Origin of the sequence: Spirosoma validum (assembly GCF_014699035.1) — a bacterium.
GTDB classification, from domain to species: Bacteria; Bacteroidota; Bacteroidia; order Cytophagales; family Spirosomataceae; genus Spirosoma; species Spirosoma validum.
In genome coordinates this window covers 1-25,779 of sequence record NZ_JACXAA010000013.1, presented here as the reverse complement: position 1 = coordinate 25,779, position 25,779 = coordinate 1, and the positions used below count along the sequence as shown (strand labels likewise).

Here is a 25,779-nt window from a genome sequence, read left to right as displayed (position 1 = left end):
TGCTACTAACTGAAGTTGACATTTATTAAAAAAATAATTGTCTCAAAATAACGCTCCCAACTGAGACGATTGGGTGTCAATAATTCGGGCGTTTAATTGGACGGTTTATTTTAATAACAGGCAAACTGAGTTAGTGGCATACGCTTGGGTTAAAAAAAGACCTTCTTTACTAAACTTACAAGCTTCTCAATGATAAACCCTAAAATAAGCCCGCCAACTCCGCAGGCCAAGGCCTTGGCAAACCAGGCCACTACCGGCATTGAGGACAAGCCCTGTTCTAAATCATGCAACAAATGAGCGGTAAACGGTAGGCCATGCGCAATGATTTCGGCACCTACCCAAAGCATGGCAGCTGTACCTACGTATCCCAGCCAACTCAAGAAATGTGGCATAAATTTTACAACGCTACGGCCTACTCTTTGAGCAACAGGAGGATAGTTACCACCAGCCAGGTGCAACCCTATATCATCGGCTTTGACAAGTAAGCCAACAAACCCATAAACGGCCACCGTGATAAAAACGGCCACTGCCACCATTACGACAATTTGGTTCACAATCGCCTGGCCGGTTACCTGGCTATAGGCAATGGCCATAATTTCGGCTGACAAAATAATATCCGTGCGAACGGCACTCCCCACTCGTTCCTTCTCCAGTTCTTCGGGAGTTATCTCTTTTAGCTGCTCCCGTTCCGTGTCCCCACCGTGGTGGCTAACTAGGGAATGGACCTTTTCGTAGCCCTCAAAACATAAATAAGCACCGCCTACCATTAAAATAGGCGTAATAGCCCAAGGAGCAAAGTAGCCAAGCAACAAGGCGGCTGGAGTTAACAGTAGGAGTTTATTGATCAGCGATTTTTTAGCAATCTGAAAAATAATCGCCAGCTCCCGGGATGGGTCAAGCCCCACCACATATTTGGGGGTAACGGCCGTATCATCAATGACGATGCCCGACACTTTTCCGGTCGTTTTGGCTACTTGAGCAGGCACATCATCTAAACTGGCGGCGCTTGCTTTGACCAAGGCCGAGATATCATCGAATAAAGCAAAGAGTCCTGAAGGCATCGTCAAATCGTCAACAAGTTGGCTATTTTTACTGTCACTGGAGAGGGTGCATTTGTAAATCCCTACTGTTTTTTGAGGCCTGTTTCTCGAATGGTGCCGGTAGGAGCCATCCCCGTTAGTCGTCAGATCGCTGCGCTTATTTAGCACAAAAATGCTGTACCTACTTCTTTAGGGTAGTCTTTACACTAGTTTAACCGATTTACCGAGTGAAAGTTGGCAACCGATTGATAATTCCTATCGGTTGCCAACCCCCTATTTATCATTCTTTAAATTTGTTTGCCTAGCTTATGCGTAGAAGACTTATTGAGTTTGTCAATGTATCGCAAAATCACTCCAATGTGAGATGATAAAATTTTCATACATTTATTCTTTTAATGGGGGCGTTTAGTAAGCCCTCGCAGGAAGTTATCCGCCCAACGCAGGCAACGTTGTAAAGGACGAACGCACCTGTGTTTGCTTTATCTAGTGTCCACCATAAGTTTTGCGGCTGTTGGGTGGGCAAGGGAATGGGGTGAGAAGGTAGTGGGCGACAGGATCAAGGCCTGTTAGTTCAGGCAATTAGCCCAACTCAGGTAGGTGTAAAGGCTAAAGATACGTTCGAATAAAATCAGGATAAGGCACGGTTCAATTCTATTATTCCGTCTATGTAACTATAAACTTGGTCAGCGTTTGGATGAACTGCTGAACGGCCTGATTGACTTCTTTATGCCGTTCCACTAAACCCTGGTGACCGCCAGGGGACACCATGACCAGTTTGGCTTGAGGCATCGTCCGGCTTATGTGCGCACTGGCCACGGGCTTGGTTAATCGATCCTGATTGGCCCCGATTACTAGGGTCGGCTCCTGAATAGAAGAAAGTGCCTCACTGACATCATACTCAAACATACCCAGTACCCCTCGGGCCGTCACCGCCAGTGGGGAGAGGGTGGACAGTAAGGTTACAAAGTTCAACTGCTGGAAGCTCTGCGTTCCCGTGAAGGTCAACAGCCGGGTCATCAGATGAGCCGTGCCGTTGAAATAACTCATCCAGCGCGAGACCCACAACAGTGGTGACAAGCCGATCAGCAGCCAGCATAAGGGAACCAGTACCGGTTCTTGAATGGCCGTCAGCAGCCGGGAAAAAAGAATCGTACGAACAGGATTAGTATAGGTGGTATGCTCAAGGATAACGCCTTTTATCCGCCCCAGATTACTTGACCTTATGTTAGCTAACAGAGTCAGTATGGTCATGCCACCAATACTGTGTCCCCACAGAATAGGGTTAGTAGCCCCGGTATGCTCTATTACCGCCTGTAAGTCAGCAGCCATCTTAGACAGGGAGTAGTCTTTGTTAGTAGGTCGGGTCGACTTGCCGAGTCCGGGCAAATCCATCAGAATCAGCCGATAATTTGTCTCAAAGTACTTGCGCTGATAGTACCAACTGGTGCGGTTGGCGTTCCAGCCATGGACGAAAATGATGGGTTGAGCGGTTTTAGGTCCATAGAAATCGATGTGAATGAAAGAGCCATCAGGCCGCTTGAGCCTATCGTGCTCTGGACTATCTACCCGCTGTGGTTGATCTTCCCCAGGTCGGCTTTTGCTTACAAGCCGACCCACTAAAAACCTACCCAGCAGGGTAAAGAGGCCAAGAGCTAAAGCCCCGTAGAGGCATCGCTGCCCATATTCATCCTGGATAGTAAATCGGTAGACATGCCATTCGTGCCATAGGTAATAGCCCAAAAAGAGGTAGCCAATCGACAGTAGATCAACCAGTAAGAAAGCTACCAGAAGTATGGGCATAGTACAACAAGATAAAAAAATAGGGAATGGGGGCAATCACTACAGGTGCTTACTAATACGACTTTCCGCCTAATACGTTAACGTGAGTGTAGTCATGGACTTCATTTGGCGGAATGATAGCTTGCTTGACATCTCCCGCTACACCAGCAACTAGTTCGGTCGGGACAAGAGCCAACTTAATCTGGATGGACTGATCATACCTGGTTACAGACAATCTTCCGTCATCATTGATGGAATCCTATAGCCGTTCGATTGACAAGGTATTAGAGGCTGTCCTCGACGGAATGACTTTCCCAGGCCCAGTTCTTGATTTCGGGCATATCTTCTCCGTTGCTAAAAATGTACTGCTTGTGTTCGATGAGTTTGTCTTTCATCAATTGCTTCAAATAAGACCCGGTATTGCCCAACTGGGGCAAACGATCCAGTACGTCCATGACCAGGTGAAAACGGTCCAACTCGTTAAGGACCGTCATATCAAAGGCCGTCGTGATCGTTCCTTCTTCCTTGTAGCCACGCACATGCATGTTGCTGTTGTTAGCGCGGTTGTAGGTTAACCGATGCACCAGCCAGGGGTAGCCGTGAAAAGCAAAAATAACGGGCTTGTTGCGGGTAAAAATGGCGTCGTAATCCGCATCGGTCAGGCCGTGCGAATGCTCGGTATGCCGCTCCAGTTTCAGTAGATCCACGATGTTGACTACCCGGATTTTTAGGTCCGGCAAATGCGCGCGCAGAATCGAAACGGCTGCCAGTGTTTCGAGCGTCGGAACGTCGCCACAGCACGTCATCACCGCGTCGGGCTCCATTGCCTGATCATTACTGGCCCAGGGCCAGATCCCAATGCCTTCCGTACAATGCTTCGTGGCCGCGTCCATACTCAGCCATTGTGGAGCGGGATGCTTGCCTGCCACAATCACATTAACGTAGTGACGCGAGCGCAGGCAGTGGTCCATCACCGAAAGCAAACAGTTGGCATCCGGCGGTAAATATACCCGCACGATTTCGGCTTTTTTGTTGATCACGTGATCGATAAAGCCGGGGTCTTGGTGTGTGAAGCCGTTGTGATCCTGTCGCCAGACGGTGGACGTCAGCAAATAATTGAGCGAGGCAATGGGCCGTCGCCACGGTATTTCCCGCGTCGTTTTCAGCCACTTAGCGTGTTGGTTGAACATTGAATCGACGATATGAATGAAGGCTTCGTAGCTATTGAATAGCCCATGACGACCCGTGAGCAGATAGCCTTCCAGCCACCCTTCGCACTGGTGTTCACTGAGCATTTCCATGACGCTACCCGTTGGTGCCAGAAATTGGTCGTTTTCGGCCGTCTCGGTATCCCACTGACGGTTTGTTACCTCAAAAACGGCTTCCAGCTTGTTGGATAGGGTTTCGTCGGGACCAAAGATTCTGAAGTTGTGAGGCTTCTGATTTAGCTTGATAACGTCCCGCAGAAATCGGCCAACCGTCTGCGTATCACTGGCCAGGGTGACGCCGGGCAGGGGTACGGCAACGGCGTATTCCTGAAAGTCAGGCATGTGCAGATCCTTCAACAATAGACCGCCGTTGGCATGTGGGTTGGCACCCATACGCCGGTCGCCCTGCGGAGCCAGTTCGGCCAGTTCGGGCAATAGTCGCCCCTGTTCATCGAAAAGCTCGTCGGGTTTATAGCTGCGTAGCCAGCTTTCCAGTTGCGCCAGGTGCTCAGGGGGCGTCGTGGCCGACACCGAAAGCGGAACCTGGTGCGCACGAAAGGTGCCTTCGTTGGGTAGCCCATCAATCACGTCGGGTCCCGTCCAGCCTTTTGGCGATTTCAGCACGATCACTGGCCAGCGCGGTCGGGTTGTATTACCTGCTTCACGGGCTTCCTGCTGAATCTGTTTGATTTGCCCAATAGCGGTATCCAACGTAGTGGCCATCGCCTGATGCATTTGTTCGGGATCATGGCCCTCTACAAAATAGGGTGTCCAGCCGTACCCCCGTAGTAACTGGTCTAACTCCTCGTGGCTGATGCGGGCCAGCACGGCCGGGTTAGAAATTTTATAGCCATTCAGATGCAGAATGGGTAGCACCACCCCATCGGAGACTGGGTTAAGAAATTTATTGGAATGCCAGGCCGTGGCCAGCGGGCCAGTTTCGGCTTCGCCATCGCCAATCACGCACGCAACAATTAGATCCGGGTTATCGAATACCGCGCCAAAAGCATGACTAAGCGAGTAGCCCAATTCACCCCCTTCGTGAATCGAACCGGGCGTTTGGGGGGATACATGGCTCGAAATGCCGCCGGGGAAGGAGAATTGTTTGAAGAGTTTTTTCAGCCCGGCCTCGTCTAGACTAATCCTTGGGTAAACTTCACTGTAGCTGCCTTCCAGATACGTATTGGCCACTACCGCCGGACCACCGTGGCCCGGTCCTGACATATAAACCATGTTGAGATCATTGGTTTTGATCACCCGGTTCAAATGCGCGTAGATGAAATTCTGACCCGGCGTGGTGCCCCAGTGTCCCAGCAGCATACGTTTAATGTGGGCCAGGGTTAACGGCTCTCGGAGCAATGGGTTATCCAGCAGGTACATCTGCCCAACCGACAGGTAATTTGCGGCCCGCCAGTAAGCATGGATCAACTGAAGCTCAGTCGGTGATAAGCTCGTATTCGTTTGCGGTTCTTGAGTCAGTGTTTCCATGAGTTCAGTATGTAGGGTAAGAATAGGTTGTGACACCACGGTTCAGTTTAAATTCAGAAGCCGACCCACCGTTTTGGCAATCATCTTTTCTTCGTCCGTTGGTATTACGCGGACGGTGACCTGGCTGGAATCAGTTGAAATCACGGGTGCGTTGAGTCCGTTACGGTGCTCATCCAGCTCGATACCTAAATAGCCAAGGCCATGACAAACGCGGGTTCTGATTTCAGGCGCTTCTTCGCCGATTCCGCCGGAAAAGACCAGCGTTTCCAGCCCGCCAAGTACGGCTGAAAAGGCTCCTACCCATTTGCGGGTTTGATAACAAAACAACGCCACGGCTTCAGCCGCCCGAATATCAACCGATTGTCGGTCAAGTAAATCGCGCATATCCGAACTGGTCTCCGATACTCCCAGCAAACCCGATTCGTGGTTGATTAGGTTATTGAATTGGGTTGGGGCCAACGACTCCGACTGCATCAGGTACCAGGCCACTCCAGGATCAAGGTCGCCCGGTCGGGTGCCCATGGGCAGCCCGGCGGTGGGCGTGAATCCCATACTCGTGTCTACACTCCTGCCCTCCCGGATAGCGGCCAAACTCGCCCCGCTACCCAGGTGCGCCAGGACTATCTTGCCTTGCGCCACCTCCTCTCCGGCGATTCGGCCAAGTTCTTCCAGCAGGTACGCGTAGGAAATACCGTGAAACCCGTACCGTCGAATTCCGTTGGCGTCGAATCGCCGGGGAATGGGCAAGAGTTGGGCAACGCGCGGCATCGTCCGGTGAAACGCCGTATCGAAACAAGCGATCTGGATGAGGCTGGGATGGCGACTTCGGAAGGCGTTTATTAGCTCGATTTCGCCAGGCAGATGGTCGGGATCAACGGCGCTGATGCGTTGCAGTTCATCCAGTAACTCGGGCGTAATCCGTTCTGGTTCGCTGTGTTCCATACCGTGCACAATTCGGTGCCCTACTGCCCTGATTGAGCTAAAAACCGGCTGTTTTTCTAGCCAGCCAGCCAGGAATTTCACCGCCGATGAATAATTATCTCCAACCACCGGGCAACTCGCCTGCTGATTTGTGACAGAATCAGTAAACGTCAGCGTTGTATTCGCCAAGCCGATCCGGTCAATCTTACCGTGCAGCCCTCGTTCCATCGTATCTCCAGGGGTATACACCGCAAACTTGATACTTGACGATCCGCCGTTTAGGATTAAAATGTGTTCGTTGGATGCCCTCATGTTAATCAAAGGGTATCTTCTACCGCCGATGGATCGGCCACTAATTCGGGTAAGTCATTGCTGCCGTCGTCGTAAAGCGTCAGGAGTGGTACTAAAGGTGTATAAGCCTGCGTGTGTGAATGACTATCCCCCGACAGTGCGTTGGCTATACTCTTGTAGTGGGGGATCGTTACCAATAGATCGACCGGATGTTCCGCCAGGTAAGCATCGATACCTTCTTTTGGACTGGGAGCCTGTAAGTGGGCGACGATTGGCTTTATTGGGTTCAAAAACTGCCGTATGTGAATTTCCTGCTCCGGGTGAATGACGCTGTTGTCGGGCGTTTCGATGGTCAGCAGGGTGAGTAGTGCCGCTCTGCGCGTCACGAATTCCTTCAGTGGGCTGAGCAGGTTATTGTTCTTCAGATTGGCAAAATCGATGGCCAGCACCACCTGATACATGGGTCGAAGGGACGCATTGATTGGCACCACGAGCACATTCGCTTTAAGCTCGTGAACCAGGCCAATGGCACTATTGCCAAACAGCCCATAGGTATCGTTCTGTTGGGGACCAATGACCACAAAATCGTAAGCCTCTGCCTGCACGAGCTGTTTTACTACCTCTAGTGGCTTGCCGGGCAGGGCTGATGACCGGAAGGTGTGTTTCTTATGGATAGCCTGTTGGCGCAACTCAGTCACCATATGCTGTAATTGATTGGCACTGGTAGTGGCTAACTGGGCGGATTCGGCGTTATGTTTGAGACCATCAAATCCTCCCGTTTGCGCCGGATAGATGTACAGCAGGTGAAAATCAGTAGGGGTATCCTGGAAGAATGCGCGGGCGAAATCAAAGGCATTGTGGGAGGCTTCCGACAAATCGGTCAGCATAAGAATCTTTTTCATACGTAGTTGAGTAATTAAAAACGGGTACTAGACAAATCAGACAGCTGCCAGCACAGGAATTGTGGTTAAACGGGCCACTTCCTGCGTGTCGGATTCGAGGAGAAATGTACTTAGCCAATGGTGGTGTTTAGGCAGGAGCATAATCAGGTCCGTTTGATGGGTTAGGGCGTACGCACTCAATACCTCACTAAGGTCGTTGCCCGGCAGAAAGCCAATGGTATGTGGCTGGTCAGTCAATAAAATGGAGATGCTGTCACTCGCTTTATGGAGTTGTTCATCCGGCTCGTTCGCCATGCAAATCACCTCCAGTCTGACGGATAGCAGTTGAGCAAATCGTTTGGCACTGGCAAGGGACTGGGTGTCGACGGGGTTTGACAGGCCGATACCCAAGACCAATGTTTGCGGTTTTTTGTACATGGCACCAGGTGGCACTAGTAACATGGGCACTTGAGTATGGGGAATCATGTCAATAGCCAGACTCCCTACTTGCCGGGCTTTTAGGGGCTCATTACCAACTACCCCCATGACCAGCAGATCTGCTTTCTGACTAACGGCTTCCTGGGCGAGTTTCTCAACGGGTAAGCCGGGTCGGGCTACCACCGATATGTCCACCGGGTAATTGGTGGATTCGAGCATCTGAATCCGTAGATTAGTAAGTTGTTGTAAGGCGTGTTCATGCTGTTCCGCCGTAGCTATTGTTGTCAGCACCGGCCGCATTGTCCAGGTGGAGAAGGGATTGAAAATGTGGACCAGCACTAACCGGACACGCAGTTGACGGGCCAGCGCGAGGGCGTAATCGGTTGCCCAATGGGAATTAGCAGACAAATCGGTAGCGACTACAATCGTGGTCATCGTATGCGTTCGTTAAAAGTTAAAGTTCCTGATTTTGCTCCGATCTAAACCAGATCCTTAGCCCGCATGGCGTAGACCCGAGAGAATTGTTTTATCCAACGACAACGGCATCGGCGGGCAAGAGCTCCTGTTCCAGGTACGTCAGGTTGTTGAGCGTTGTGTAGGCGATTTGCTCCATGGCTTCCTGGGTAAAAAAGCCCTGGTGCGCCGTCACCAGCACATTCGGCAAGTGCGTCAGCGTGTTCAAATTGGCATCGGGCAGGTCTTTGTCCGACCAGTCGGCGAAAAAGTAATCGTCTTCCAGTTCGTACACATCAATGCTCAACGCGCCCAAGTGGCCCCGTTGCAGGGAATCCAGCACGGCGGATGTATCGAGCAGGCCACCCCGGCTGGTGTTAATCAGGTACGAACCGGGTTTCATTCGGCTCAGCGCCGAAGCGTCGATAATATGATGCGTCTCGGGCGTGAGGGGGCAATGGAGCGAGAGCACATCGGCCTTTTCCAGTACGTCTTCCAGGGGTAAATACTCCACGCCCAGCTGCTGCAAAACAGCCGAGGGCATTTTGTCGTGAGCCAGTACGTGGCAGCCAAACCCCAGCATCATTCTGGCAAAAGCTGCGCCGATCTTGCCCGTACCGATCACACCCACCCGTTTGCCGTAGAGGTCAAATCCCATCAGGCCGTCGAGCGTAAAATTGTTTTCTTTGGTCCGCTGGTAAGCCAGGTAGGTTTTCCGGTTTAACGACAGTAGCAGCGCAACCGTGTGTTCGGCAACCGAGTGGGGCGAGTAGGAGGGCACGCGTAAAATGCGGATGCCCAGTTGCCCAGCCGTTGTGATATCCACCTGATTATAGCCCGTACAGCGCAGCGCCACCAACCGGATGCCCAGGGCGGCCAGCGCCTGGAGGGTGGGACGTGTCAGCTGGTCATTGACAAACACGCAGATCGCCTGGTGACCAGCCGCCAGGTGAACGGTTTCGGGGGTTAAGGACTGGGATAGAAACGTCAACTCATGCCGGTGATTGTGGTTGGCTGCTTCCAGAAAAGGCTGCTCGTAGGCCTGGCAACTAAAAAAAGCGATGTTCATGGTATTCAGGAGTTTAGTAAAACAATACGTATCAGACAACCGCCAACAGGGGAATGTCGGTCAGCCGGGCCATACGTTGGGTTTCCCCTTCGGCAAACAGTTTCCAGAGCCAGTTTCGCATCTGCGGCAACATCATAATCAGATCGGCTTTGTTGGCGTGGGCAAAGTCGAGGAGGGTGTCGTAAATCTTCTCTCCGCTCTCAATGGTCAGCGTATGGGGCTGCGGATTCAACAAATGCCGAATGTGTTCCCCTTTATGCTTCGTTGCGGCCTCGTCGGGGGTATCGCTGATGCACAGCACGTTAATCACGCTGTTGAATAATCGGGCGAAACGCAGGGCCGTGTCTAGGGCAACCGCGTTAGGGGGCGTTGACAGATCGATTCCCAGCACGACATTTTTCACGCCGACGTACGTACTGCCGGGAGGAATTAAGAGCAAAGGGACTTGGGTTTCGGCTACCATTTCGGTCGCCACGCTGCCCATAAGCCGCGTACTTTGCGGAGCCGTACCCACGGTGGACATAATCAGCAGATCGGCCTGCTCTGTTTTTGTGACGCTGCGTATGGCGTTCAGGGTGTGTCCTTCCTGGGCAATGCAACGGATCACGACGTCTGTGCCAAGCTCTTCGTGCAGTTCTACGGCCAGTCGGTTTAATGATTTTTCACTGCTTTCACGCTCCGCCTTCATCGACAGGAGAAAGTCACCCGTTTTGGCCGGATTATCGGGCCAGACATGAAACGCGTGCAGTAAAATCAGTATCGCTTTCTGGTCTTTAGCCAGTTGCCCCGCAAAGCGGGCCGCGTGGTTGGCATGAGTCGAAAAATCGGTAGCCAGAATGATTGTTTTCATGAGTCAAAAGAAGTATAGATGAGACAGACCGTCTGGTCTATCTAGCCAGGTACCCCCCATCAACCGGGTAATATGATCCGGTCACAAACGAGGCTTTATCCGAACTGAGCCAGATGACTAATTCGGCGACCTCATCGGCCTTTCCCAGACGACCAATAGGATGCAGATCAATTAGTTGTTGTTTAACTTCCGGGGATAGTTGGCTGAGCAAGGGGGTGTCGATGTAGCCGGGTCCGACAGCATTGATGCGGATGCCCTTCGGCGCGTATTCAATCGCGGCTGTTTGCGTTAAGCCGACCATACCGTGCTTGGCCGTCACGTAGCCGGGCGAACCGGACGTGCCAACCTGCCCCAAGATGGAAGCCATGTTGACAATCGCTCCCTTGCCTTGTTTGAGCATTACGTCCAGCTCATACTTCAGGCAAAAGAAAACGCTATTAAGGTTTATGGTCATGATCTGCTGCCAGCCTTCCAGACTGTATTCGGCCGTCAGGTTCATCTCACCTCCAATGCCCGCATTGTTGCAGGCAATGTCGAGTGAGCCAAACGCTGAGACGGTTTCCTGTACCAACTGTTGACATTGGACTGGGTCGCCGACATCAGCCTTGACGAACCGGGCATTTCCCCCGAGAGCGTTTAGTTGGTCAGCCACTTCTCGTCCCTGCGTTTCGTCGACGTCAGACACCATGACGTTCGCCCCGTGCTGACTATAGAGTAGAGCGATCGCTTTACCAATTCCCGAAGCAGCACCGGTTACCAGTGCCGTTTTCCCTTGTAAGTCGTTGTTCATAAAACAGAGAACGGTGAGTAAATAAAAAATGTCGTTTTCCAGGGCTTGGATACGTTACGCAATCGGCCAGCGGTGCAACCGTTGTTCAATTCCGGCTGTAACGGCATTGGCAGAGAGCCCGTAGCCATTGACCAACACCCCTTTACTACCGTATTTTACCGATGAAAGCGCGTACAGAATAGATCGCACCGCTTCGGCGGTGCGACGGCGACCCGGTCGTCGTCGGGATTAGTTGGTCCCGCTACGGCGGACCGTTTCAAATCGGTATACATTGTCAATGGTATAGGCATCCGGGTCGAGCCAGAGCGGGTTATCTTCGTGCTGATTCAGATCCTTGGTGTAGCCCTGCTGGCGAAGCTGATTAATAACCTGAGAAAGGGTGTCGGGTGATTCCATGGGGCAGTATGTATGGTTGGTGATAGATCTTTTATAGGTCAATTGTCGCTGTTGACAACTCGTTAACCGGTCTGGGTTGATCATTGCTGTTATCATCGTAGAGCGTTAGCAACGGTACGGCTGGCGAAAAGGCTTGTAAGCGGGTAACCCGGCTACTCGTTAGCGTCTGGGTTCGGTCGTTGTATTTAGGGATCGTCACTAAAAGATCGACCTGATGTGAAGCTAAGTAAGCATTGATCCCCTGCCTGGCGAAGTCAGCCCTTATTCGATCAGTGGCTGGCTCAAAAGGCATTAAAAACTGCCGGATGTGGGTCTCCCGCTCCGAATCAATGGCGGTCTTGTTGGGCGTGTCGATTGTCAGTAAGGTAAGCGTTGCCCCTTTTAGGGTCACTAATTCTTTAAGGGGGCTGAGCAGTTTGGCGTTCTTCAGCAGGGAGAAATCAGCCGCCAGCACAACCTGGTGAACCGGGTGCTCGACAGCCGTCTGGTGGGGCACCACCAGAATATTCGCTTTAAGCTCATGTACCAGGGCAATGGCACTATTGCCAAACAGCGTAGTGGTCTCCTCCGGTTGAGGGCCAATAACCACAAAATCATACGGCTCGGCAGCGAGCAACTGTTCGACCACGTCGATCAATTGACCAGGACAGGCCAATGAACAGAACGTATGCCAGTCGTTGGTAGCCTCCCGGCGCAACTGGTCTACCACCTTGGTAAGCTCCTCACTCTGAACGGATGGGGGCGTTTTAAAAGCAAAAAGGGGATTATGATGACTTCTGGACGCTATCGGGTGGACACAGAGCAGGTGAAAGTCGGCCACAGTATCCCGAAAGAACGAGCGGGCGTACGCCAGTGCATGGCGGGAGGCTTCCGATAGGTCGGTCAGCAGGAGAATCTTTTTCATAAACGTTTGAGCAGTAAAACAGGTGATGAGGGTTTAAACTGCGGCCAGCACGGGTATCGTGGCTAAACGGGCTACTTCTTGTGTATTGGATTCGAGCAGCCACGTGCGAAGCCGACTGTGGGGCTTGGGCAGCAGAATAATAATGTCGGCTTTGTGATGAGCTAAATAGTCCTCCAGGGCCAGGGCCACATCGTAGCCAGGCAAAAAACTGAATGTGTGCGGCTGATTTCGAAGTAAGTTCCGAATATGGCGGGCGGCATTCTGCTGCAACTCGCCGGGCTTATCGTCAAGGCAAACAACGTCCAGGGATACGTGGAGACGTTGAGCGAAACCCAGGGCCATGTCGATGGATACGGCATCGATAGGGCTAGACAAATCAATGGCCAATACCATATTCTGGGGCTTTTGAAAAACCGCACCGGGGGGTACCAGGAGCATGGGCACCTGGGTATTGGGAATCATGTCGGTCGCTAAACTACCTACTTGACGAGCCTTTATGGGCTCATCGCCCACCAGTCCCATCACCAGCAAATCAGCTCGCTGGTTGGCCGCTTCGTCAATCAGAATGGCGGCTGGCGCGCCCGGCCGGGCTATGATTACTATGTCCACCAAGTGATTGGTTGTTCCCAGCATCTGGTTTCGCAGCTGACTTAACTGGCCCCATGCCTGCTCATACTCACCATTATCCGTCGGGCTCATTCGGTCGGGTGAGTCGCCTGACGCCACCTCGTAGGCATAAATCACGATTAAACGGAGCCGTAACTGACAAGCTAGTTCCAGGGCATAATCAGTTGCCCAGTGGGCACTCGCCGATAAATCAGTAGCGACTATAATCGTTTTCATGCGAAGAAATTGTTAAGTGTGAGAGCGTACCAGATTCTGCGCCATTATAAAGACGGGTCGATCCGATCGACTGCCTGTTGCCGTGCCAAATTTGTAACCTCAACAACACTCGATAAGGAGGCTAGTACGATACCGGTATCGCGAGATGCGTATGGGTGGTAGCGGCTGGCTTAGTCGTCAAGTCGGAAATTGAGGCAAGCCGTAGCGGTAGGCTCACTTATTCCAATTCCCCAATAAGCATTCGCCTTCACCAGAAGGAGGGCTGTCAATTTGCTGACGTTAATCGTCAACTAAAAGGCTCGCTGATAGTATTGATTAGGGCGTTTACTTTAGCAGGAACACCCAGTAAGGCTGCCTTCAGTAGGGTTGCCGTTTGATCGCATTCTTCACGCCTTTTTGAAAGACTTCATTTGTTTTCATAGGCGTTGATCCTTGGGTTGTTTACTACTACACAAAGCTACCCTTCTCCTCTTCAGTATAACCTGATGCAGATCAGTCGCTCGTATGATTCGGCTCAATCGTCGACCTAACGCGGCTCAGTGGATACACCAGTATCCGGGCTGACCTTTGTGGCCAGGTCAACCAGTCCGTTGCCGGTATCGAACGTAACCAACGAAAATCCTATGAAGATCAAGACTACGCTGCTCATTCTGTCAGGGGTCGTCGTTCCGGTTGCTGCGTTGTTGGCAGGTCGGTGGTTAGTGGCCCGGCAGTTACGCCGTGACGTGGACAATTTGTTTGCGCTAGCCAGTACCAAGCCGGTTAACGCCTACGACCCTGCTCAACTAACCAGCCTGCCCCCGCCCGTTCAACGCTACTTCAGGCACGTACTAAAACCCGGCCAACCGTATTTGCGAACCGCCCGGCTTCGGCACGATGGACAGTTTAAAACCGATCTCAAAAAAGACTGGATTTCGATTACCGGCGACGAGTATTTCCTGGCCGATAGCCCAAATTATATGTGGATCGGCACGACAACCTGGTTCAGTGCCTGCGATCAGTACAAGACCGCGCGGGGAAGCCTGACCATTCGGCTATTGAGTGTGTTTACCATTCAGCGCGGAAGTGGACCCAGCTATGATCAGGGCGAATTATTACGCTGGCTGGCCGAAACAGCCTGGTTTCCGACCAGCTTACTACCCAGCGGACCAGCCGTTTGGTCGCCGATAGACGAGAATTCAGCTATGCTTACGATCACGGACAATGGCCTTACTGTATCGTGCCGCATGGATTTTAACGAGATTGGTGAAATTGTGCGGTGTCAGGCGCAGCGATATAGCGACGAGACCCATATCCAAACCTGGGTGTGCCATTTTTCAGACTATCGCGAGATACACCGTCTGCGCGTACCAACCCGAGCTGGAGCCGCCTGGGTGATCGACGGCGAAGAAAAACCGTATGCCCGTTTCACGGTGCGTGAAATGGAGTATGATCAACCCCGTGCCTACTGATTACTAACTCCGGTGGATCAGTCTGTATCCCACCAGAATCAGTCCAGCTATGTACAGCGACGTAAATATCAGCTTATTGTAACGTGCCAGCCAGTTAGGCAGAAAGATGTCAAAGTTGTCCCGGTCTGAGTTGGAGTAGTTCCGGGCGATGAGCGTGAGGGGGCAACGACCGCCAAAGACAAGCAACACCAACCCCTCCAGGATGACTAACCCGGCGGCAATCCAGGTATACTGGCTTATGTCATTGGCTACGCCACAATAAAGTATATACCCGATGGCCGTGACAAAGAAGGCCCATATGGCCGTATGAAGCAGTTTCGTCGAGACCAATTTGAATGCGGTAGTCATGCTATTTTTTGATGCAATCTACAAAGATCAGTCCCGAATGGCCCTGACGTGAATCATACGGCTGCGTGACACAAGTCAGGGTAGGTCAGTTACCAGGGGGCTAGCTTTGCTTCTCTACAAAAGAGGCAAACGACATCAAAAAATGAATAAGCTCACGGCCACTTTATGAAAATAACCCGAACGATCCTGCTGATTTTGCTGGCATTTCTTGGCTTGGGGGCTATTGGGGGCGGTGGGGTATTCATCATTTCTCCCAGCGGTGCTTTATTTGGTATGCCTCTATCCATGTTAGCGCACTCACCGTTTACCAACTTTTTGATACCTGGAATTATTCTGTTCATTGTACTCGGACTTGTTCCCTGTGGGTTGGTAGTTGCGCTGTTGAGAAAATCGAAGAGTGAATTGGCTGAGCGATTCAATTTTTACCCTGACATGCACTGGGCATGGACGGGCAGTATTTATGTGGGGTTTGCGCTCATCATCTGGATACAGGTCGAAATGGTTTTTCTACAGGCTGTGAATTGGCTACACACGGTCTATATGTTTCTGGCCATAGCCATCCTGTTTGTCGCTTTGCTACCAACCGTTAGAAGCCTGTACAAGAAATAATTGAGCCGCTTCGACTTGCTGTTAGTAGCAGATTCCTGCTGGCTGATTCCCCGAAAATATAAAAATGAATAACACCGAGATAGATCAGCTTTTGTCTGATGAGAATGAGCACCTGGAAAAGTTACATACCATTGTAAAAGACACGCTTGCTGACGAGGAACTCATTATTCAGAACCTTGTGAATCCCCCGGCAGAAATATTAACCGTAGGGCAAGATCTCTCCGACAAAGTCGCCCGCTTTGGCGGAAGCTGGCGGTTCATTATCCTGTTCGGCATCATTTTGACAGCCTGGATCATTTTCAACTCGGTGGCGATTGGAATTTACAAGTTTGATCCTTATCCGTTCATTTTGATGAACCTGATTTTATCCTGCATTGCGGCTCTGCAAGCGCCAATCATCATGATGAGCCAGAACCGACAGGAGGAAAAAGACCGGATGCGCAGCGAAAATGATTACATGATAAATCTGAAAGCGGAAATGCAAATCCGCCGGTTGAACCAGAAAGTTGATGTTCTGCTGGAGGAGCAAATCAAAACGCTGTTCGAGACTCAGGAAAAGCAGTTCATTTTGCTACAGGAGATAAATACCAGACTCAAAAACAGTATGGTCAAATCGTAAGCTGTGAACACAAAAGAAGCAGGCCTAAATTCGCGCAAGTAGATGACAAACCATTGATCCTACTAGCTGCTATATGACCGACTTTCGCGACTGCTGCCACGCTTTCACCGCTAGCGCACCGATTACCAGGGTGACTACGCCAATGAAAATGTATTCGATATACTGACCTAAGCCCGGAAACAGTTGTCCAAGTCAGTAACCCGCCATGACCAAAACCGTAATATAGGCTACGCAGCCAGTAGCGGTTAACAACAGAAAGCGTGGCCAGGACATACCGCTGCTGGCCGCTAGAAGGGGATTAAACGTTCGGATGATGGGTAGAAAACGTCCGGCCAGCAGCGCCCATCGGGGGTGCTTCCGGTAAAAATTTTCGGATTGCTCCCAGTAGCGTCGCTTAAAGAGAAACGTATCGGGTTGTTGCCGCAGCCGACTACCTATCTTACCTCCGATCCAGAACCCGGTCATGTCACCCGCAATGGCGGCCACGATGAGCAGCCCGATCAATAGCTCGACCGGGAGCGGGAACGTATTGATTCCGCAAAGTAGGCCCGCCGTAAACAATAGGGTTTCTCCGCCGGGAACGATCAAACCCAGCAAAAGACCTGTTTCCACAAATACCATCGCGGCAATAAGAGTCGTTCCTCCCCATTCTAACCAGGCGATATTCAACAAAAGAACGAAACTCAGGAAATTTTCCATAACGTAATACGATACCGAAAGGGCTAGTTGGCAACCGGTATGGCAACTGCCGATTTTTCGTGGCCTGGCTCCCGTCCTGTGTCTCGATGGCGTAGTACCAGTTTCTGAATTTCTACGGCCCAGAATACCAGGCTCGATACGGCTACCGTGATGCCCAGCTCACCCCAACTCAGCGGTTGTGTGTTGAAGAGGTCATTGAAAAAAGGAACGTAAACAACCATCCCTTGCAGGGCAACCGTCAGCAGAATGGCTCCCAGCATAGGTTTATTCGCCAGCAGTTTCATGCTGAACACCGACTCCCGGTGCGAGCGGATAGCAATGGCGTTACCCAACTGAGCGAAACACAACACAGTAAAGGTCATCGTTTGCCAGTGCGCCAGCCCGCGTTGAATGGCCCAGGCCTGAATACCGATGGTGACGGCCCCAATGAGTAACCCAACCCAGAGAATGAACCAGCCCAGTCCATCGGCAAAGATCGTCTGTTTGGGATCAATCGGCGGACGCTTCATGGTATCGGCTTCGGCGGGTTCATAGGCTAAGGCCAGGCCCGGTAGCCCATCGGTGATCAGGTTGATCCACAGAATATGAATCGCCAGCAGGGGGATAGGTAACCCAAAAAATGGAGCCAGAAAAATAGCCCAGATTTCCCCCGCATTGCCCGAGAGGATATAGCGGATAAACTTGAGAATATTATCGAAGATGCGTCGCCCATGTTTCACCGCTTTTACGATGGTGGCGAAATTGTCGTCCAGCAAAATCATATGCGCGGCTTCTTTGGCGACCTCGGTGCCCGTAATGCCCATCGCCACGCCGATGTTCGCGTTTTTGAGGGCAGGCGCGTCATTAACGCCGTCACCGGTCATGGCCACAAATTGGTGGCGGGCCTGCAACGCGCTGATAATGCGTAGTTTCTGGGCCGGATCAACGCGGGCATACACGCGTACTTTTTCTACGATGGCATCAAACGCATTGTCATCCAGCTTGCTTAATTCGGGACCCGTCAGTACTTTGTCTTCGTCCGAAGTAACGATACCAAGGCTTTCGGCGATGGCTTTGGCGGTCAGCTTATGGTCGCCCGTGATCATGACCGTGATAATCCCGGCTTCCCGGCATTCAGCTACGGCTTGCCGGGCTTCGTGGCGGGGCGGGTCCATCAGGCCCACAAATCCGATGAAACCCAGACCGGTTTCGATGGTGGCGGGGTCAATTATTTTGGGCAGTTCGGGCAGCAGTTTGCCCGCGTAACCCATCGTGCGGAAGCCTCGTTCAGCCAGCGCATCCACGCGCGACCGAAGCGCCGGAACGCTGGGTTGCTGACCTGCATCCAGTTGGTTGAACAAGGCACCAACGGCCCCTTTGGTGATAACCAGTATGCCTTTGTCAGTCTGGTGTAAGGTCGTCATGCACTTACGATCCGAATCGAAGGGTAACTCGGCAATGCGTGGAAACCGGCTTTCGAGCTTTATTCGGTCGTAATCCCGCTCGGCGGCATACTGCACTAGTCCCACCTCCGTCGAATCACCCAGCCAGGCATCGTGTTCGATTTTGGTTACGTCGTTATTGAGGGCCATCGCGGTCAGTAGCGCGTCGCCGTTAGCCAGCACCGGCAACGAAAATTCCGGCGAGGCCTCCGTTTCATCCACCGTCATTTTATTGATGGTCAGCGTTCCCGTCTTGTCGGTGCAGATGTAGGTGACCGAACCAAGTGTTTCGACCGCCGAGAGTTTTCGGACCAGAGCCTGACTTTTTACTAATCGTTTCGCGCCGAGGGCCAGCGCAACGGTCACCACGGCGGGCAACGCTTCGGGGATGGCGGCAACGGCCAGTGAGATCGACACCAGCAGGAGATTCAGCCAGGGTTCGCCCCGCAGCCAGCCCACGACGAAGAAAATCAGGCAGATAACCAGGGCCGCTACCGCTAATTGCTTGCCGAACGTACCCAGCCGCTTTTGCAGGGGCGTGTCCGCTTCGTCGGTCTGAACGAGCTTAGCGATCCTGCCCAGTTCGGTGCTCATTCCCGTAGCGACCACGTAAGCCGTTGCCCGTCCGTTGGTCACAAACGTGCCTTTGTAGCCGATATTGAGCCGGTCACCCAGTGGGTAGTCCCCAGCGGGCAGTACGTCAGCGTTCTTCTCCACATTGTCTGACTCGCCCGTCAGCGACGATTCATCCACTTTCAGGGCGTGCGTTTCGATAAACCGGACATCGGCCGGGATGATATTACCCGCTTCAAGCAACGTCACGTCGCCCGGTATCAGATCAGCCGCGTCAATGTCAATGGTCTGCCCGTTTCGCAGCACTCGCGCCTGATTTGCGGCCATCTTTTTAAGGGCTTCGACCGCTTTTGATGCCTGGTATTCCTGCACAAACCCGATCAGAGCATTCAACACGACAATGGCCAGAATGACGTAGGTCGAGTTTAGCTCGCCTACCAGCCCCGATATGATGGCCGCCACGATCAGCACCAGGATCATGACATCCGTAAACTGATGGAACAGCATCAGCCAGACGGTTTTCTGTTTCGCGTCGGCAATCTGGTTTTTACCTGATTTGGCCAGCCGCTCCTGGGCGGTGGCACTCGTTAGCCCCGCAGGCGTTGTGTTGAGCGAGCTGGCGACGTCGGCAATCGGGGTGATGTGATAATCCATTTGGGTCATTTGAGCTTGGCTCAGGCTTTGCTGAATACCAGCAGCGGCACGGTGGTTAGAAACGAGTAGTCAACGGCGTTACTTGACAGAAGCAGGCGGTCAAAAAAGCCCTCCCGCTGGGTGGTGAACATGATCAGCAGGGACGGTTTTTGGGCCTTGATAACCCGTTCAATATCCGCAATCAGTGTCGTCTCCACATCGCGGGGTTTCAGATGCACCGTCACGGGATAGTCGGTATATTTTTGCACGGCCATGCGGATAATTTCGGGATCTGTAACGAACTCGGATTGGGTACTCAAATGCAGTAACTCAACGCTCGCTCCGAGGGGTTTGGCCAACTCAACCACGCGGGTTAACTCCGGTTCGAGATTCCCTAAATCACTGGTATACAGTAATGCTGTTAGTTTAGTGGCCCGGTACGCACCCGGCACCGCAATCACCGGTACCGGCGACTGACCGACGAGGTTGGCGGTGCTGGTGCCGAGCAGTTTTTCCATCATCCCGGCTCCCCGTGCACTGATGCAAATAAAGTCAACGTGATGCCCGCTCGCGTAGCGCATGATGGTGCTATCGACAAAGGGCGAATTTTCGATGACACACAGCTGATTCGTTGGCGTAATTTTTAGTGATTTATACACCGATCCGACAAATCGCTCCAGCGTTTTACGAGCTTTAGCGATTTCTTCTTTCTCGTAAGCTGCGTAGGTGGCCTCGGTCCAGCTTGTCAGGCGCTGGATATGTTGGACGTGAAGGAACGTAACAGCAACATCGCCTTGTGAAGCGAATTGTATCGCGAAACGCATAGCCGCCTTCGAGTTGGCGGAGAAATCCGTAGTGACCAGTATTTTTTTCATATAACAGCGAGATCGGGGTTAGTTGATGTCGAGAACAACGCGGCCGTTGATGTGTCCGGCTTGCATAGCGGTCAGGACCTGATTGATATTTTCCAGCGGTTCACGGTGGTAATGAACCTTCACGCGGCCTTCAGCGGCAAACGACAGGCTCTCGGACAAATCGAGCCGGGTGCCGACGATGGACCCCCGAACGGTTTTTCGGCTCAGCACCACGTCGAAAATGTTCAACCCGAACTCACCCGGTGGTAGCCCAACCAACGACAACGTTCCGCCCCGGCGTAACATCCCAACCCCCTGCGCAAACGCCGGTTGTGATGGCGCCGTGACCAATACACCCTGCGCCCCGCCAATGGCTTTCTGAATGGCGGCAATTGGATCATCAATGGCCGCGTTGACCACCAGATCGGCCCCGACCGATTGAGCCAGCGTGAGTTTGTCCGGGCTGATATCCACGGCAGCTACATGCATCCCCATGGCTTTCGCGTATTGTACGGCCAGATGCCCCAGTCCTCCAATGCCCGAAATAACGACCCATTCACCGGGCCGGACTTCGGTTTCCTTTAGTCCCTTGTAGACCGTCACCCCGGCGCATATAATCGGCGCGGCTTCGTGAAACGACAGGTTGTCAGGGAGCACGCCAATGTAATTGGGATCGGCCAGCACATATTCGGCAAAGCTACCGGGCACTGAATAGCCGGTGTTTTGCTGGGCTTCGCACAGCGTTTCCCAGCCCGAAAGACAGTACTGGCAGTGGCCGCAGGCCGTGAACAGCCAGGGAACGCCTACCCGGTCCCCTTCTTTAACATGCTGGACACCGGCCCCAACCGATACCACCGTACCGACGCCTTCGTGCCCTGGAATCAGGGGAAGCATGGCTTTCACGGGCCAGTCGCCGTTGATGGCGTGGAGGTCGGTATGACAAACCCCACAGGCCACTACGTTCACCAGAATCCGGCCTGGTACCACCTTCGGCACGGGTACTTGTTCAATTGATAACGGCTGCCCATATACGCGGGCAACGGCGGCTTTCATGGTCGTTTTCATAACGTGTGAATTTATTGAGTTGATGGGCTAAATCGATAGCCTGCACCGACAAAGCGGCTTTCTCAGCAAGCCACTTTGCGGCCGACTCCATCCGCTAGAGACGCAGTCGGCTAGGCTGTTTGGGAAACACCTTCACCTGGTCTGCCTGGTGATCCTGCAAAGGTGAGGGTATCCTTTCGGCGCTGGTATGACGCAGGTCAGCCGTTGGGTTGATTTGTACCCGTCCTGAACGAACTAGTCAGGCATGTCAACGAACATGTTACCGTGACAAACGAGCAGACGGGTATCAGGACAATCGACAACGGGCACAACGCCAGGGTAGTTAGCCGACTTAGCTGTTTGTTAGCCCGGAAGTTGATTTCTTATTAGTTATACCGAAAGGAGCCGACGGATCAGGTCAACCAGCGTCCTCTCGTCGGCCAGTCCCTGCTGTCGCCATAGTTCGATTCCCCGCTGAACCAGCACAAAGGCAGGCATCAGGGTGATGGCAAAACTCTGCACCACGTCAGGGTGGTCAGCTTCATCGATGCGTAACACACGTACCAGGGACCCCAACTGGGCCTGAAGCGAATCGGCTAAGGCCGTGAGCAAGGCACGCTGGGGGAGATTGATCGAATCTGATGGCATAAAAAAGATCAGCAGTACGGCTGACTGGGCCGACAGTAGCACCGGATGGGGATCGTCGGGTTTCATAACGTTACGTTTTGAACAAATGTAGAGTGGTTCTTCCCAGGATACCCTGATGCTCGTCAGGTACTCACCTGATTAAGGCCCCGTGCCCTTTTTCTCAGATTGTCAGCAATTTAGCGTGCGATCATGGCCGATTCTGATCTTACGTTGTTTATAGGCTATATGCTCAGCGAACTGCTCTCCAATCCCCTCTCCGACCTGTTGTTTGAACAAAGCGATGAGTTTATGGGCATCTATGACCTGGAAAAAGAGCAGTTTGTGCGGGTCAATTCAGCGGGGGTGCGCCTGCTTGGTTTTGCCTCGGAAGTGGCCCTGCTGGATGATCCCGGCCGGTTGCGCTCCCTGCGAATTCCACCCCTGACCATTGACCATCGCGCAGCCCTGATCGGGCAACTTAATCGAGCCGGGCGATACGAAGAGACTGTGCAGATCGGGCGGGTCAATGGACCGGCGTTTTGGGGCAGGCTCATCATATCCACTCTCTTGGGCGGTGCTGATGGGTACGCCCTTGTCCGGCTGATTGACCAACGACAGCTGCACCAAACTGAGCGCGACCTGGATCACAGCGTCCGGCGGTACGAAGCCGTTTTTTCTTACGCATCCATCGGTATCGTCGTGTGTGACCAGCAAGGCCGCATCACGTCGGCCAATCATTTAGCGAATGAATTATTTGGCTACCAAACCGGTGAATTGATCAGCCTCACTATTGAGCAGCTGGTTCCCACGGAGGTAAGCCACTTCCACCAGACGCTCCGACAGTTTTTTAACCAGCAACCGCCGGTGCCGGAGATGGCCCGTAACCGCGATTTACAGGCCCGCCGGAAAGACGGTTCGGTATTTCCCGTCGAGATCAGCCTAAGTTATTTTCAACTCGAAGAGGAACACTATGCCGTCGCGTACATCATCGACACCAGCGTCAAGAAAGCGGCCCAAAGCCAACTTCTTGCCCAGCGCGATGCTATTCAGCGCCTGAATGGTGACCTGGAGCAGAAAGTGGCTGACCGCACCAACGCCCTGCTAAATACCCTCGGTCAGTTGGTACAGGCTAAAGATGAACTCACTAAGGCATTAACTGCCGAGCAACAATTGGGCGAGTTGAAATCTCGTTTCGTCTCGATAGCGTCCCACGAATTTCGCACCCCACTGACCGTCGTGCAGACTTCGGCGACGCTGATCGAAAAATATTTAGCGCTTAATCAGCCGGATAACTGTCAAACCCACCTGGACCATATTCGGGCCTCAACCCGTCACCTCAACGATATTCTCGAAGAATTTCTCTCCGTCGGGCAGATCGAGGCCGGTAAAATCGAAGCCCATCCCGTGTCGGTGGATGTGGCGAAACTTTTGGGCGTAACGGTGGCCGATATGCAGGGGATTTTGAAACGGGATCAGCGGGTAGAAATGACGCTGTCCGGCTCAGAAACAGCCAGGCCGGACCACGTTTGGCCGGGCCACGCTTGGCTCGATCCCTCCCTGTTCCGAAAAATCATCCTCAACTTGCTGACCAATGCCATTAAATATTCCGGACCAGGGTCGGTGGTGAGTATCCAGGGAACGACTACTGACCGGCTGTTAACGTTGATCGTACAGGATCAGGGTGTGGGTATTCCGCCTGACGATCAGCCCCATTTGTTCGAGCGTTTTTTTCGGGCCAGCAATGTCACCAACATGGCCGGTACGGGACTTGGGCTACACATTGTCGGTCAGTACGTAGCATTGATGGGGGGCCAGATCTCCCTGCAAAGTGTGTTGGATCAGGGTACCACGGTTACGCTAACACTTCCCAGCCATGACGACCATTCTGCTGATTGAAGACAACGATGTCATCCGCAACAATACCGCTGAGATTCTGACCCTAACCGGCTACGCGGTGCTGACGGCTGAAAATGGCCGGGTCGGGATCGAAACAGCCCTTGAAAACCGGCCCGATCTGGTTATCTGCGACATTATGATGCCCGTGCTGGATGGCTACGCGGTGCTACATATCTTCAACAAAAAACCGCAGCTCTCGGGCATCCCCTTTATTTTTCTGAGTGCCAAAAACGAGCCTGGCGATTTTCGCAAAGGCATGGATCTGGGGGCCGATGACTATTTAACCAAGCCCTTTGAGGTATCGGATTTGCTCAATGCCATTGAGGGGCGGTTAAACCGATTCCGGCACATCGACCTACCCGAAATGGAAACAATTGCCCAGGTCGATAGCCGCCCAAAATCTGATTATGATCTGCGGCAGGATGGGCTGGGTCAGTTTCTGGACGATGCCTTGCGGCTGGGTAACAAGTTGATCCTGTCGGCTGATCGGAAGACGCATGTCCTTCGTAAGAAGCAGTACATCTATTCGGAAGGCGATTTACCAACTCGTCTCTATTTTCTGAAAGCGGGTAAAGTCAAGACTATTCGGACCACTTCGGATGGCAAAGAACTCATTACTGGGTTGTACAATCCCGGTGATTTTTTTGGCTACTTTGCGCTGTTGCAACAGAGCGACCAGGCTGACTCAGCTGTAGTGCTTGACGATGCGGAATTGATTTACATTCCCCAGGATGATTTCATGCAGTTACTCCTGGCGAATCCAGTGGTGAGCAGCCAATTTATTCGGTTACTGGCTGGTCAGGTGGGTGACCGCGAAACGCAGTTGCTGGGCATGGCCTACGATACCCTCCGCCGACGGGTGGCCGATACGCTTCTACGCCTATACAGCCTACAGCCCCACGCCCTGATTCAACTCGCTCGGGATGATCTGGCCGCCATGATTGGCACCGCTACCGAGTCGTTGATCCGCACGCTGAGTGAATTCCGACGGGATGGACTGCTGGAGATGACCGAATCAGGAGGTATTCGGGTGATGGAGCCTGAAAATTTACGCCGGGCCACTCGATGAATCTTCCCAACAGATTTTCAGATCAGCCAACTTAATTAATTTTTCGGACACAAACGGTCACGCTCCGTCGTACAGTCCGTGGTAAACGACCCCGGCCGGGCCGCAGCCGGTCACCGAAACGGTCAAAAAATTTGCCGAAGCGTCGGCCCAGTGACAGAGGCCAGCCACCTCTTTATTTGGTTATGTCCAACAGTCTCACAAAACGCTCCAACATGAGACCAGTAGGAGTTTACGTATCAATAAATAGGGCGTTTCTGGAGACTGCATATTGAAGAGTGCTGTGAGTAGGACATCATAGTATAAGATTAGGGGGTAGTTCGTAAAATTTCGCCAATACTAGGTTGAGTGGACACAACAAGCCCTAAAAAATGGAGGTTTGCCGTCGTTCTGGCGACAGGTCGCCCGGCTCGATCAGGCAAGATGTTTTGTTCATTGGTCGGCTCCCGTTACCCGTTAACAGCCTAGCCACCCCCTAGTTGGAGCTTTGACAGCTCAGGCAAGCGTCATATTCGGCTACAACAAAGTCAAAACCGGCTACAACAGTTCTTGCCTTACTGGTGACTTTTGCATTAACAAAATCATCTT

General features: G+C 52.5%; 24 protein-coding genes. 5 read left to right on the top strand and 19 right to left on the bottom strand.

All coding sequences use genetic code 11. From position 1 onward, the window contains the following. Positions 1-149: 149 nt before the first annotated feature. The 13 genes from IC230_RS26870 to IC230_RS26815 form a co-directional block, all read right to left on the bottom strand. The gene (locus IC230_RS26870) at positions 150-1,061 is read right to left on the bottom strand and encodes a DUF808 domain-containing protein (protein WP_191042314.1); all 912 of its coding nucleotides are present in this window, start codon (positions 1,059-1,061) and stop codon (positions 150-152) included. Positions 1,062-1,703: 642 nt separating this feature from the next. Next, positions 1,704-2,840, bottom strand: coding sequence for an alpha/beta fold hydrolase (locus IC230_RS26865; RefSeq protein ID WP_191042166.1), 1,137 nt, complete (start codon positions 2,838-2,840; stop codon positions 1,704-1,706). A 263-nt stretch (positions 2,841-3,103) separates the two neighbouring features. Further along, entirely contained in the window at positions 3,104-5,515 is a 2,412-nt protein-coding gene (locus IC230_RS26860) for a phosphoketolase family protein (RefSeq protein WP_191042165.1), read from the bottom strand. Between the two features lie 42 nt (positions 5,516-5,557). Continuing rightward, positions 5,558-6,748 (bottom strand): acetate/propionate family kinase, encoded by a 1,191-nt coding sequence (locus tag IC230_RS26855; protein WP_191042164.1) that lies wholly within the window; start codon positions 6,746-6,748, stop codon positions 5,558-5,560. A 5-nt stretch (positions 6,749-6,753) separates the two neighbouring features. Then, positions 6,754-7,629: a universal stress protein gene (locus IC230_RS26850; protein WP_191042163.1), complete on the bottom strand. Its 876-nt coding sequence runs from the start codon at positions 7,627-7,629 to the stop codon at positions 6,754-6,756. A gap of 36 nt (positions 7,630-7,665) precedes the next feature. Continuing rightward, a complete protein-coding gene (locus tag IC230_RS26845; RefSeq protein WP_191042162.1) occupies positions 7,666-8,481 on the bottom strand; it encodes a universal stress protein in 816 nt (271 codons plus the stop codon). A 91-nt stretch (positions 8,482-8,572) separates the two neighbouring features. After that, positions 8,573-9,568, bottom strand: a complete 996-nt coding sequence (locus IC230_RS26840) for a 2-hydroxyacid dehydrogenase (RefSeq protein WP_191042161.1) — start codon at positions 9,566-9,568, stop codon at positions 8,573-8,575. A gap of 31 nt (positions 9,569-9,599) precedes the next feature. After that, on the bottom strand, positions 9,600-10,418 hold the full coding sequence (locus tag IC230_RS26835) for a universal stress protein (protein ID WP_191042160.1): 819 nt from the start codon (positions 10,416-10,418) through the stop codon (positions 9,600-9,602). 37 nt (positions 10,419-10,455) lie between these two features. After that, positions 10,456-11,208 carry an SDR family NAD(P)-dependent oxidoreductase gene (locus tag IC230_RS26830; protein WP_191042159.1) on the bottom strand — a complete coding sequence of 251 codons (753 nt, stop codon included), beginning with the start codon at positions 11,206-11,208 and terminating at the stop codon, positions 10,456-10,458. 54 nt (positions 11,209-11,262) lie between these two features. After that, positions 11,263-11,397: a hypothetical protein gene (locus IC230_RS34520; protein ID WP_262893189.1), complete on the bottom strand. Its 135-nt coding sequence runs from the start codon at positions 11,395-11,397 to the stop codon at positions 11,263-11,265. 39 nt (positions 11,398-11,436) lie between these two features. Next, entirely contained in the window at positions 11,437-11,604 is a 168-nt protein-coding gene (locus tag IC230_RS26825; RefSeq protein ID WP_191042158.1) for a hypothetical protein, read from the bottom strand. 31 nt (positions 11,605-11,635) lie between these two features. After that, on the bottom strand, positions 11,636-12,508 hold the full coding sequence (locus IC230_RS26820) for a universal stress protein (protein WP_191042157.1): 873 nt from the start codon (positions 12,506-12,508) through the stop codon (positions 11,636-11,638). A gap of 33 nt (positions 12,509-12,541) precedes the next feature. Beyond that, complete coding sequence (locus IC230_RS26815; protein WP_191042156.1) at positions 12,542-13,351, bottom strand: universal stress protein; 810 nt, start codon at positions 13,349-13,351, stop codon at positions 12,542-12,544. A gap of 539 nt (positions 13,352-13,890) precedes the next feature. Between IC230_RS26815 and IC230_RS26810 the strand changes: the two genes are divergently transcribed. Then, entirely contained in the window at positions 13,891-14,802 is a 912-nt protein-coding gene (locus IC230_RS26810; protein ID WP_191042155.1) for a DUF6544 family protein, read from the top strand. 3 nt (positions 14,803-14,805) lie between these two features. Here the strand turns inward: IC230_RS26810 and IC230_RS26805 are convergent, their stop codons facing one another. Then, complete coding sequence (locus IC230_RS26805) at positions 14,806-15,150, bottom strand: hypothetical protein (protein ID WP_191042154.1); 345 nt, start codon at positions 15,148-15,150, stop codon at positions 14,806-14,808. A gap of 165 nt (positions 15,151-15,315) precedes the next feature. Here IC230_RS26805 and IC230_RS26800 point away from each other — a divergent pair, with 165 nt between their 5' ends. Both IC230_RS26800 and IC230_RS26795 read left to right on the top strand, forming a co-directional pair. Further along, positions 15,316-15,759: a hypothetical protein gene (locus IC230_RS26800; RefSeq protein WP_191042153.1), complete on the top strand. Its 444-nt coding sequence runs from the start codon at positions 15,316-15,318 to the stop codon at positions 15,757-15,759. A gap of 64 nt (positions 15,760-15,823) precedes the next feature. After that, positions 15,824-16,378, top strand: coding sequence for a DUF1003 domain-containing protein (locus tag IC230_RS26795; protein ID WP_191042152.1), 555 nt, complete (start codon positions 15,824-15,826; stop codon positions 16,376-16,378). Between the two features lie 192 nt (positions 16,379-16,570). Here the strand turns inward: IC230_RS26795 and IC230_RS26790 are convergent, their stop codons facing one another. From IC230_RS26790 to IC230_RS26770, 5 genes are all read right to left on the bottom strand, one after another. Next, a complete protein-coding gene (locus IC230_RS26790; protein WP_191042151.1) occupies positions 16,571-17,077 on the bottom strand; it encodes a DedA family protein in 507 nt (168 codons plus the stop codon). 23 nt (positions 17,078-17,100) lie between these two features. Then, positions 17,101-19,725: a cation-translocating P-type ATPase gene (locus IC230_RS26785; protein ID WP_191042150.1), complete on the bottom strand. Its 2,625-nt coding sequence runs from the start codon at positions 19,723-19,725 to the stop codon at positions 17,101-17,103. 20 nt (positions 19,726-19,745) lie between these two features. Then, positions 19,746-20,579, bottom strand: a complete 834-nt coding sequence (locus IC230_RS26780) for a universal stress protein (RefSeq protein WP_191042149.1) — start codon at positions 20,577-20,579, stop codon at positions 19,746-19,748. Between the two features lie 18 nt (positions 20,580-20,597). Further along, positions 20,598-21,623: an alcohol dehydrogenase AdhP gene (gene adhP, locus IC230_RS26775; protein WP_191042148.1), complete on the bottom strand. Its 1,026-nt coding sequence runs from the start codon at positions 21,621-21,623 to the stop codon at positions 20,598-20,600. A 369-nt stretch (positions 21,624-21,992) separates the two neighbouring features. Beyond that, positions 21,993-22,316, bottom strand: a complete 324-nt coding sequence (locus IC230_RS26770; protein WP_191042147.1) for a thioredoxin family protein — start codon at positions 22,314-22,316, stop codon at positions 21,993-21,995. A gap of 123 nt (positions 22,317-22,439) precedes the next feature. Here IC230_RS26770 and IC230_RS26765 point away from each other — a divergent pair, with 123 nt between their 5' ends. Beyond that, positions 22,440-24,125, top strand: a complete 1,686-nt coding sequence (locus tag IC230_RS26765; RefSeq protein WP_223860876.1) for a sensor histidine kinase — start codon at positions 22,440-22,442, stop codon at positions 24,123-24,125. Further along, entirely contained in the window at positions 24,103-25,194 is a 1,092-nt protein-coding gene (locus tag IC230_RS26760) for a response regulator (protein ID WP_191042146.1), read from the top strand. Before IC230_RS26765 ends, IC230_RS26760 begins: the two co-directional genes overlap by 23 nt. Positions 25,195-25,779: the final 585 nt, after the last annotated feature.

Bases quoted from the DNA above. Each gene is read 5' to 3' on its own strand.
- IC230_RS26830 (WP_191042159.1), bottom strand. From the start codon at position 11,208: ATGAACAACGACTTACAAGGGAAAACGGCACTGGTAACCGGTGCTGCT.
- IC230_RS26870 (WP_191042314.1), bottom strand. From the start codon at position 1,061: ATGCCTTCAGGACTCTTTGCTTTATTCGATGATATCTCGGCCTTGGTC.
- IC230_RS26800 (WP_191042153.1), top strand. From the start codon at position 15,316: ATGAAAATAACCCGAACGATCCTGCTGATTTTGCTGGCATTTCTTGGC.
- IC230_RS26865 (WP_191042166.1), bottom strand. From the start codon at position 2,840: ATGCCCATACTTCTGGTAGCTTTCTTACTGGTTGATCTACTGTCGATT.
- IC230_RS26770 (WP_191042147.1), bottom strand. From the start codon at position 22,316: ATGAAACCCGACGATCCCCATCCGGTGCTACTGTCGGCCCAGTCAGCC.
- IC230_RS26780 (WP_191042149.1), bottom strand. From the start codon at position 20,579: ATGAAAAAAATACTGGTCACTACGGATTTCTCCGCCAACTCGAAGGCG.
- IC230_RS26835 (WP_191042160.1), bottom strand. From the start codon at position 10,418: ATGAAAACAATCATTCTGGCTACCGATTTTTCGACTCATGCCAACCAC.
- IC230_RS26855 (WP_191042164.1), bottom strand. From the start codon at position 6,748: ATGAGGGCATCCAACGAACACATTTTAATCCTAAACGGCGGATCGTCA.
- IC230_RS26805 (WP_191042154.1), bottom strand. From the start codon at position 15,150: ATGACTACCGCATTCAAATTGGTCTCGACGAAACTGCTTCATACGGCC.
- IC230_RS26860 (WP_191042165.1), bottom strand. From the start codon at position 5,515: ATGGAAACACTGACTCAAGAACCGCAAACGAATACGAGCTTATCACCG.
- IC230_RS26785 (WP_191042150.1), bottom strand. From the start codon at position 19,725: ATGGATTATCACATCACCCCGATTGCCGACGTCGCCAGCTCGCTCAAC.
- IC230_RS26790 (WP_191042151.1), bottom strand. From the start codon at position 17,077: ATGGAAAATTTCCTGAGTTTCGTTCTTTTGTTGAATATCGCCTGGTTA.
- IC230_RS26760 (WP_191042146.1), top strand. From the start codon at position 24,103: ATGACGACCATTCTGCTGATTGAAGACAACGATGTCATCCGCAACAAT.
- IC230_RS26850 (WP_191042163.1), bottom strand. From the start codon at position 7,629: ATGAAAAAGATTCTTATGCTGACCGATTTGTCGGAAGCCTCCCACAAT.
- IC230_RS26765 (WP_223860876.1), top strand. From the start codon at position 22,440: ATGGCCGATTCTGATCTTACGTTGTTTATAGGCTATATGCTCAGCGAA.
- IC230_RS26795 (WP_191042152.1), top strand. From the start codon at position 15,824: ATGAATAACACCGAGATAGATCAGCTTTTGTCTGATGAGAATGAGCAC.
- IC230_RS26820 (WP_191042157.1), bottom strand. From the start codon at position 12,508: ATGAAAAAGATTCTCCTGCTGACCGACCTATCGGAAGCCTCCCGCCAT.
- IC230_RS26815 (WP_191042156.1), bottom strand. From the start codon at position 13,351: ATGAAAACGATTATAGTCGCTACTGATTTATCGGCGAGTGCCCACTGG.
- adhP (WP_191042148.1), bottom strand. From the start codon at position 21,623: ATGAAAACGACCATGAAAGCCGCCGTTGCCCGCGTATATGGGCAGCCG.
- IC230_RS26840 (WP_191042161.1), bottom strand. From the start codon at position 9,568: ATGAACATCGCTTTTTTTAGTTGCCAGGCCTACGAGCAGCCTTTTCTG.
- IC230_RS26845 (WP_191042162.1), bottom strand. From the start codon at position 8,481: ATGACCACGATTGTAGTCGCTACCGATTTGTCTGCTAATTCCCATTGG.
- IC230_RS26825 (WP_191042158.1), bottom strand. From the start codon at position 11,604: ATGGAATCACCCGACACCCTTTCTCAGGTTATTAATCAGCTTCGCCAG.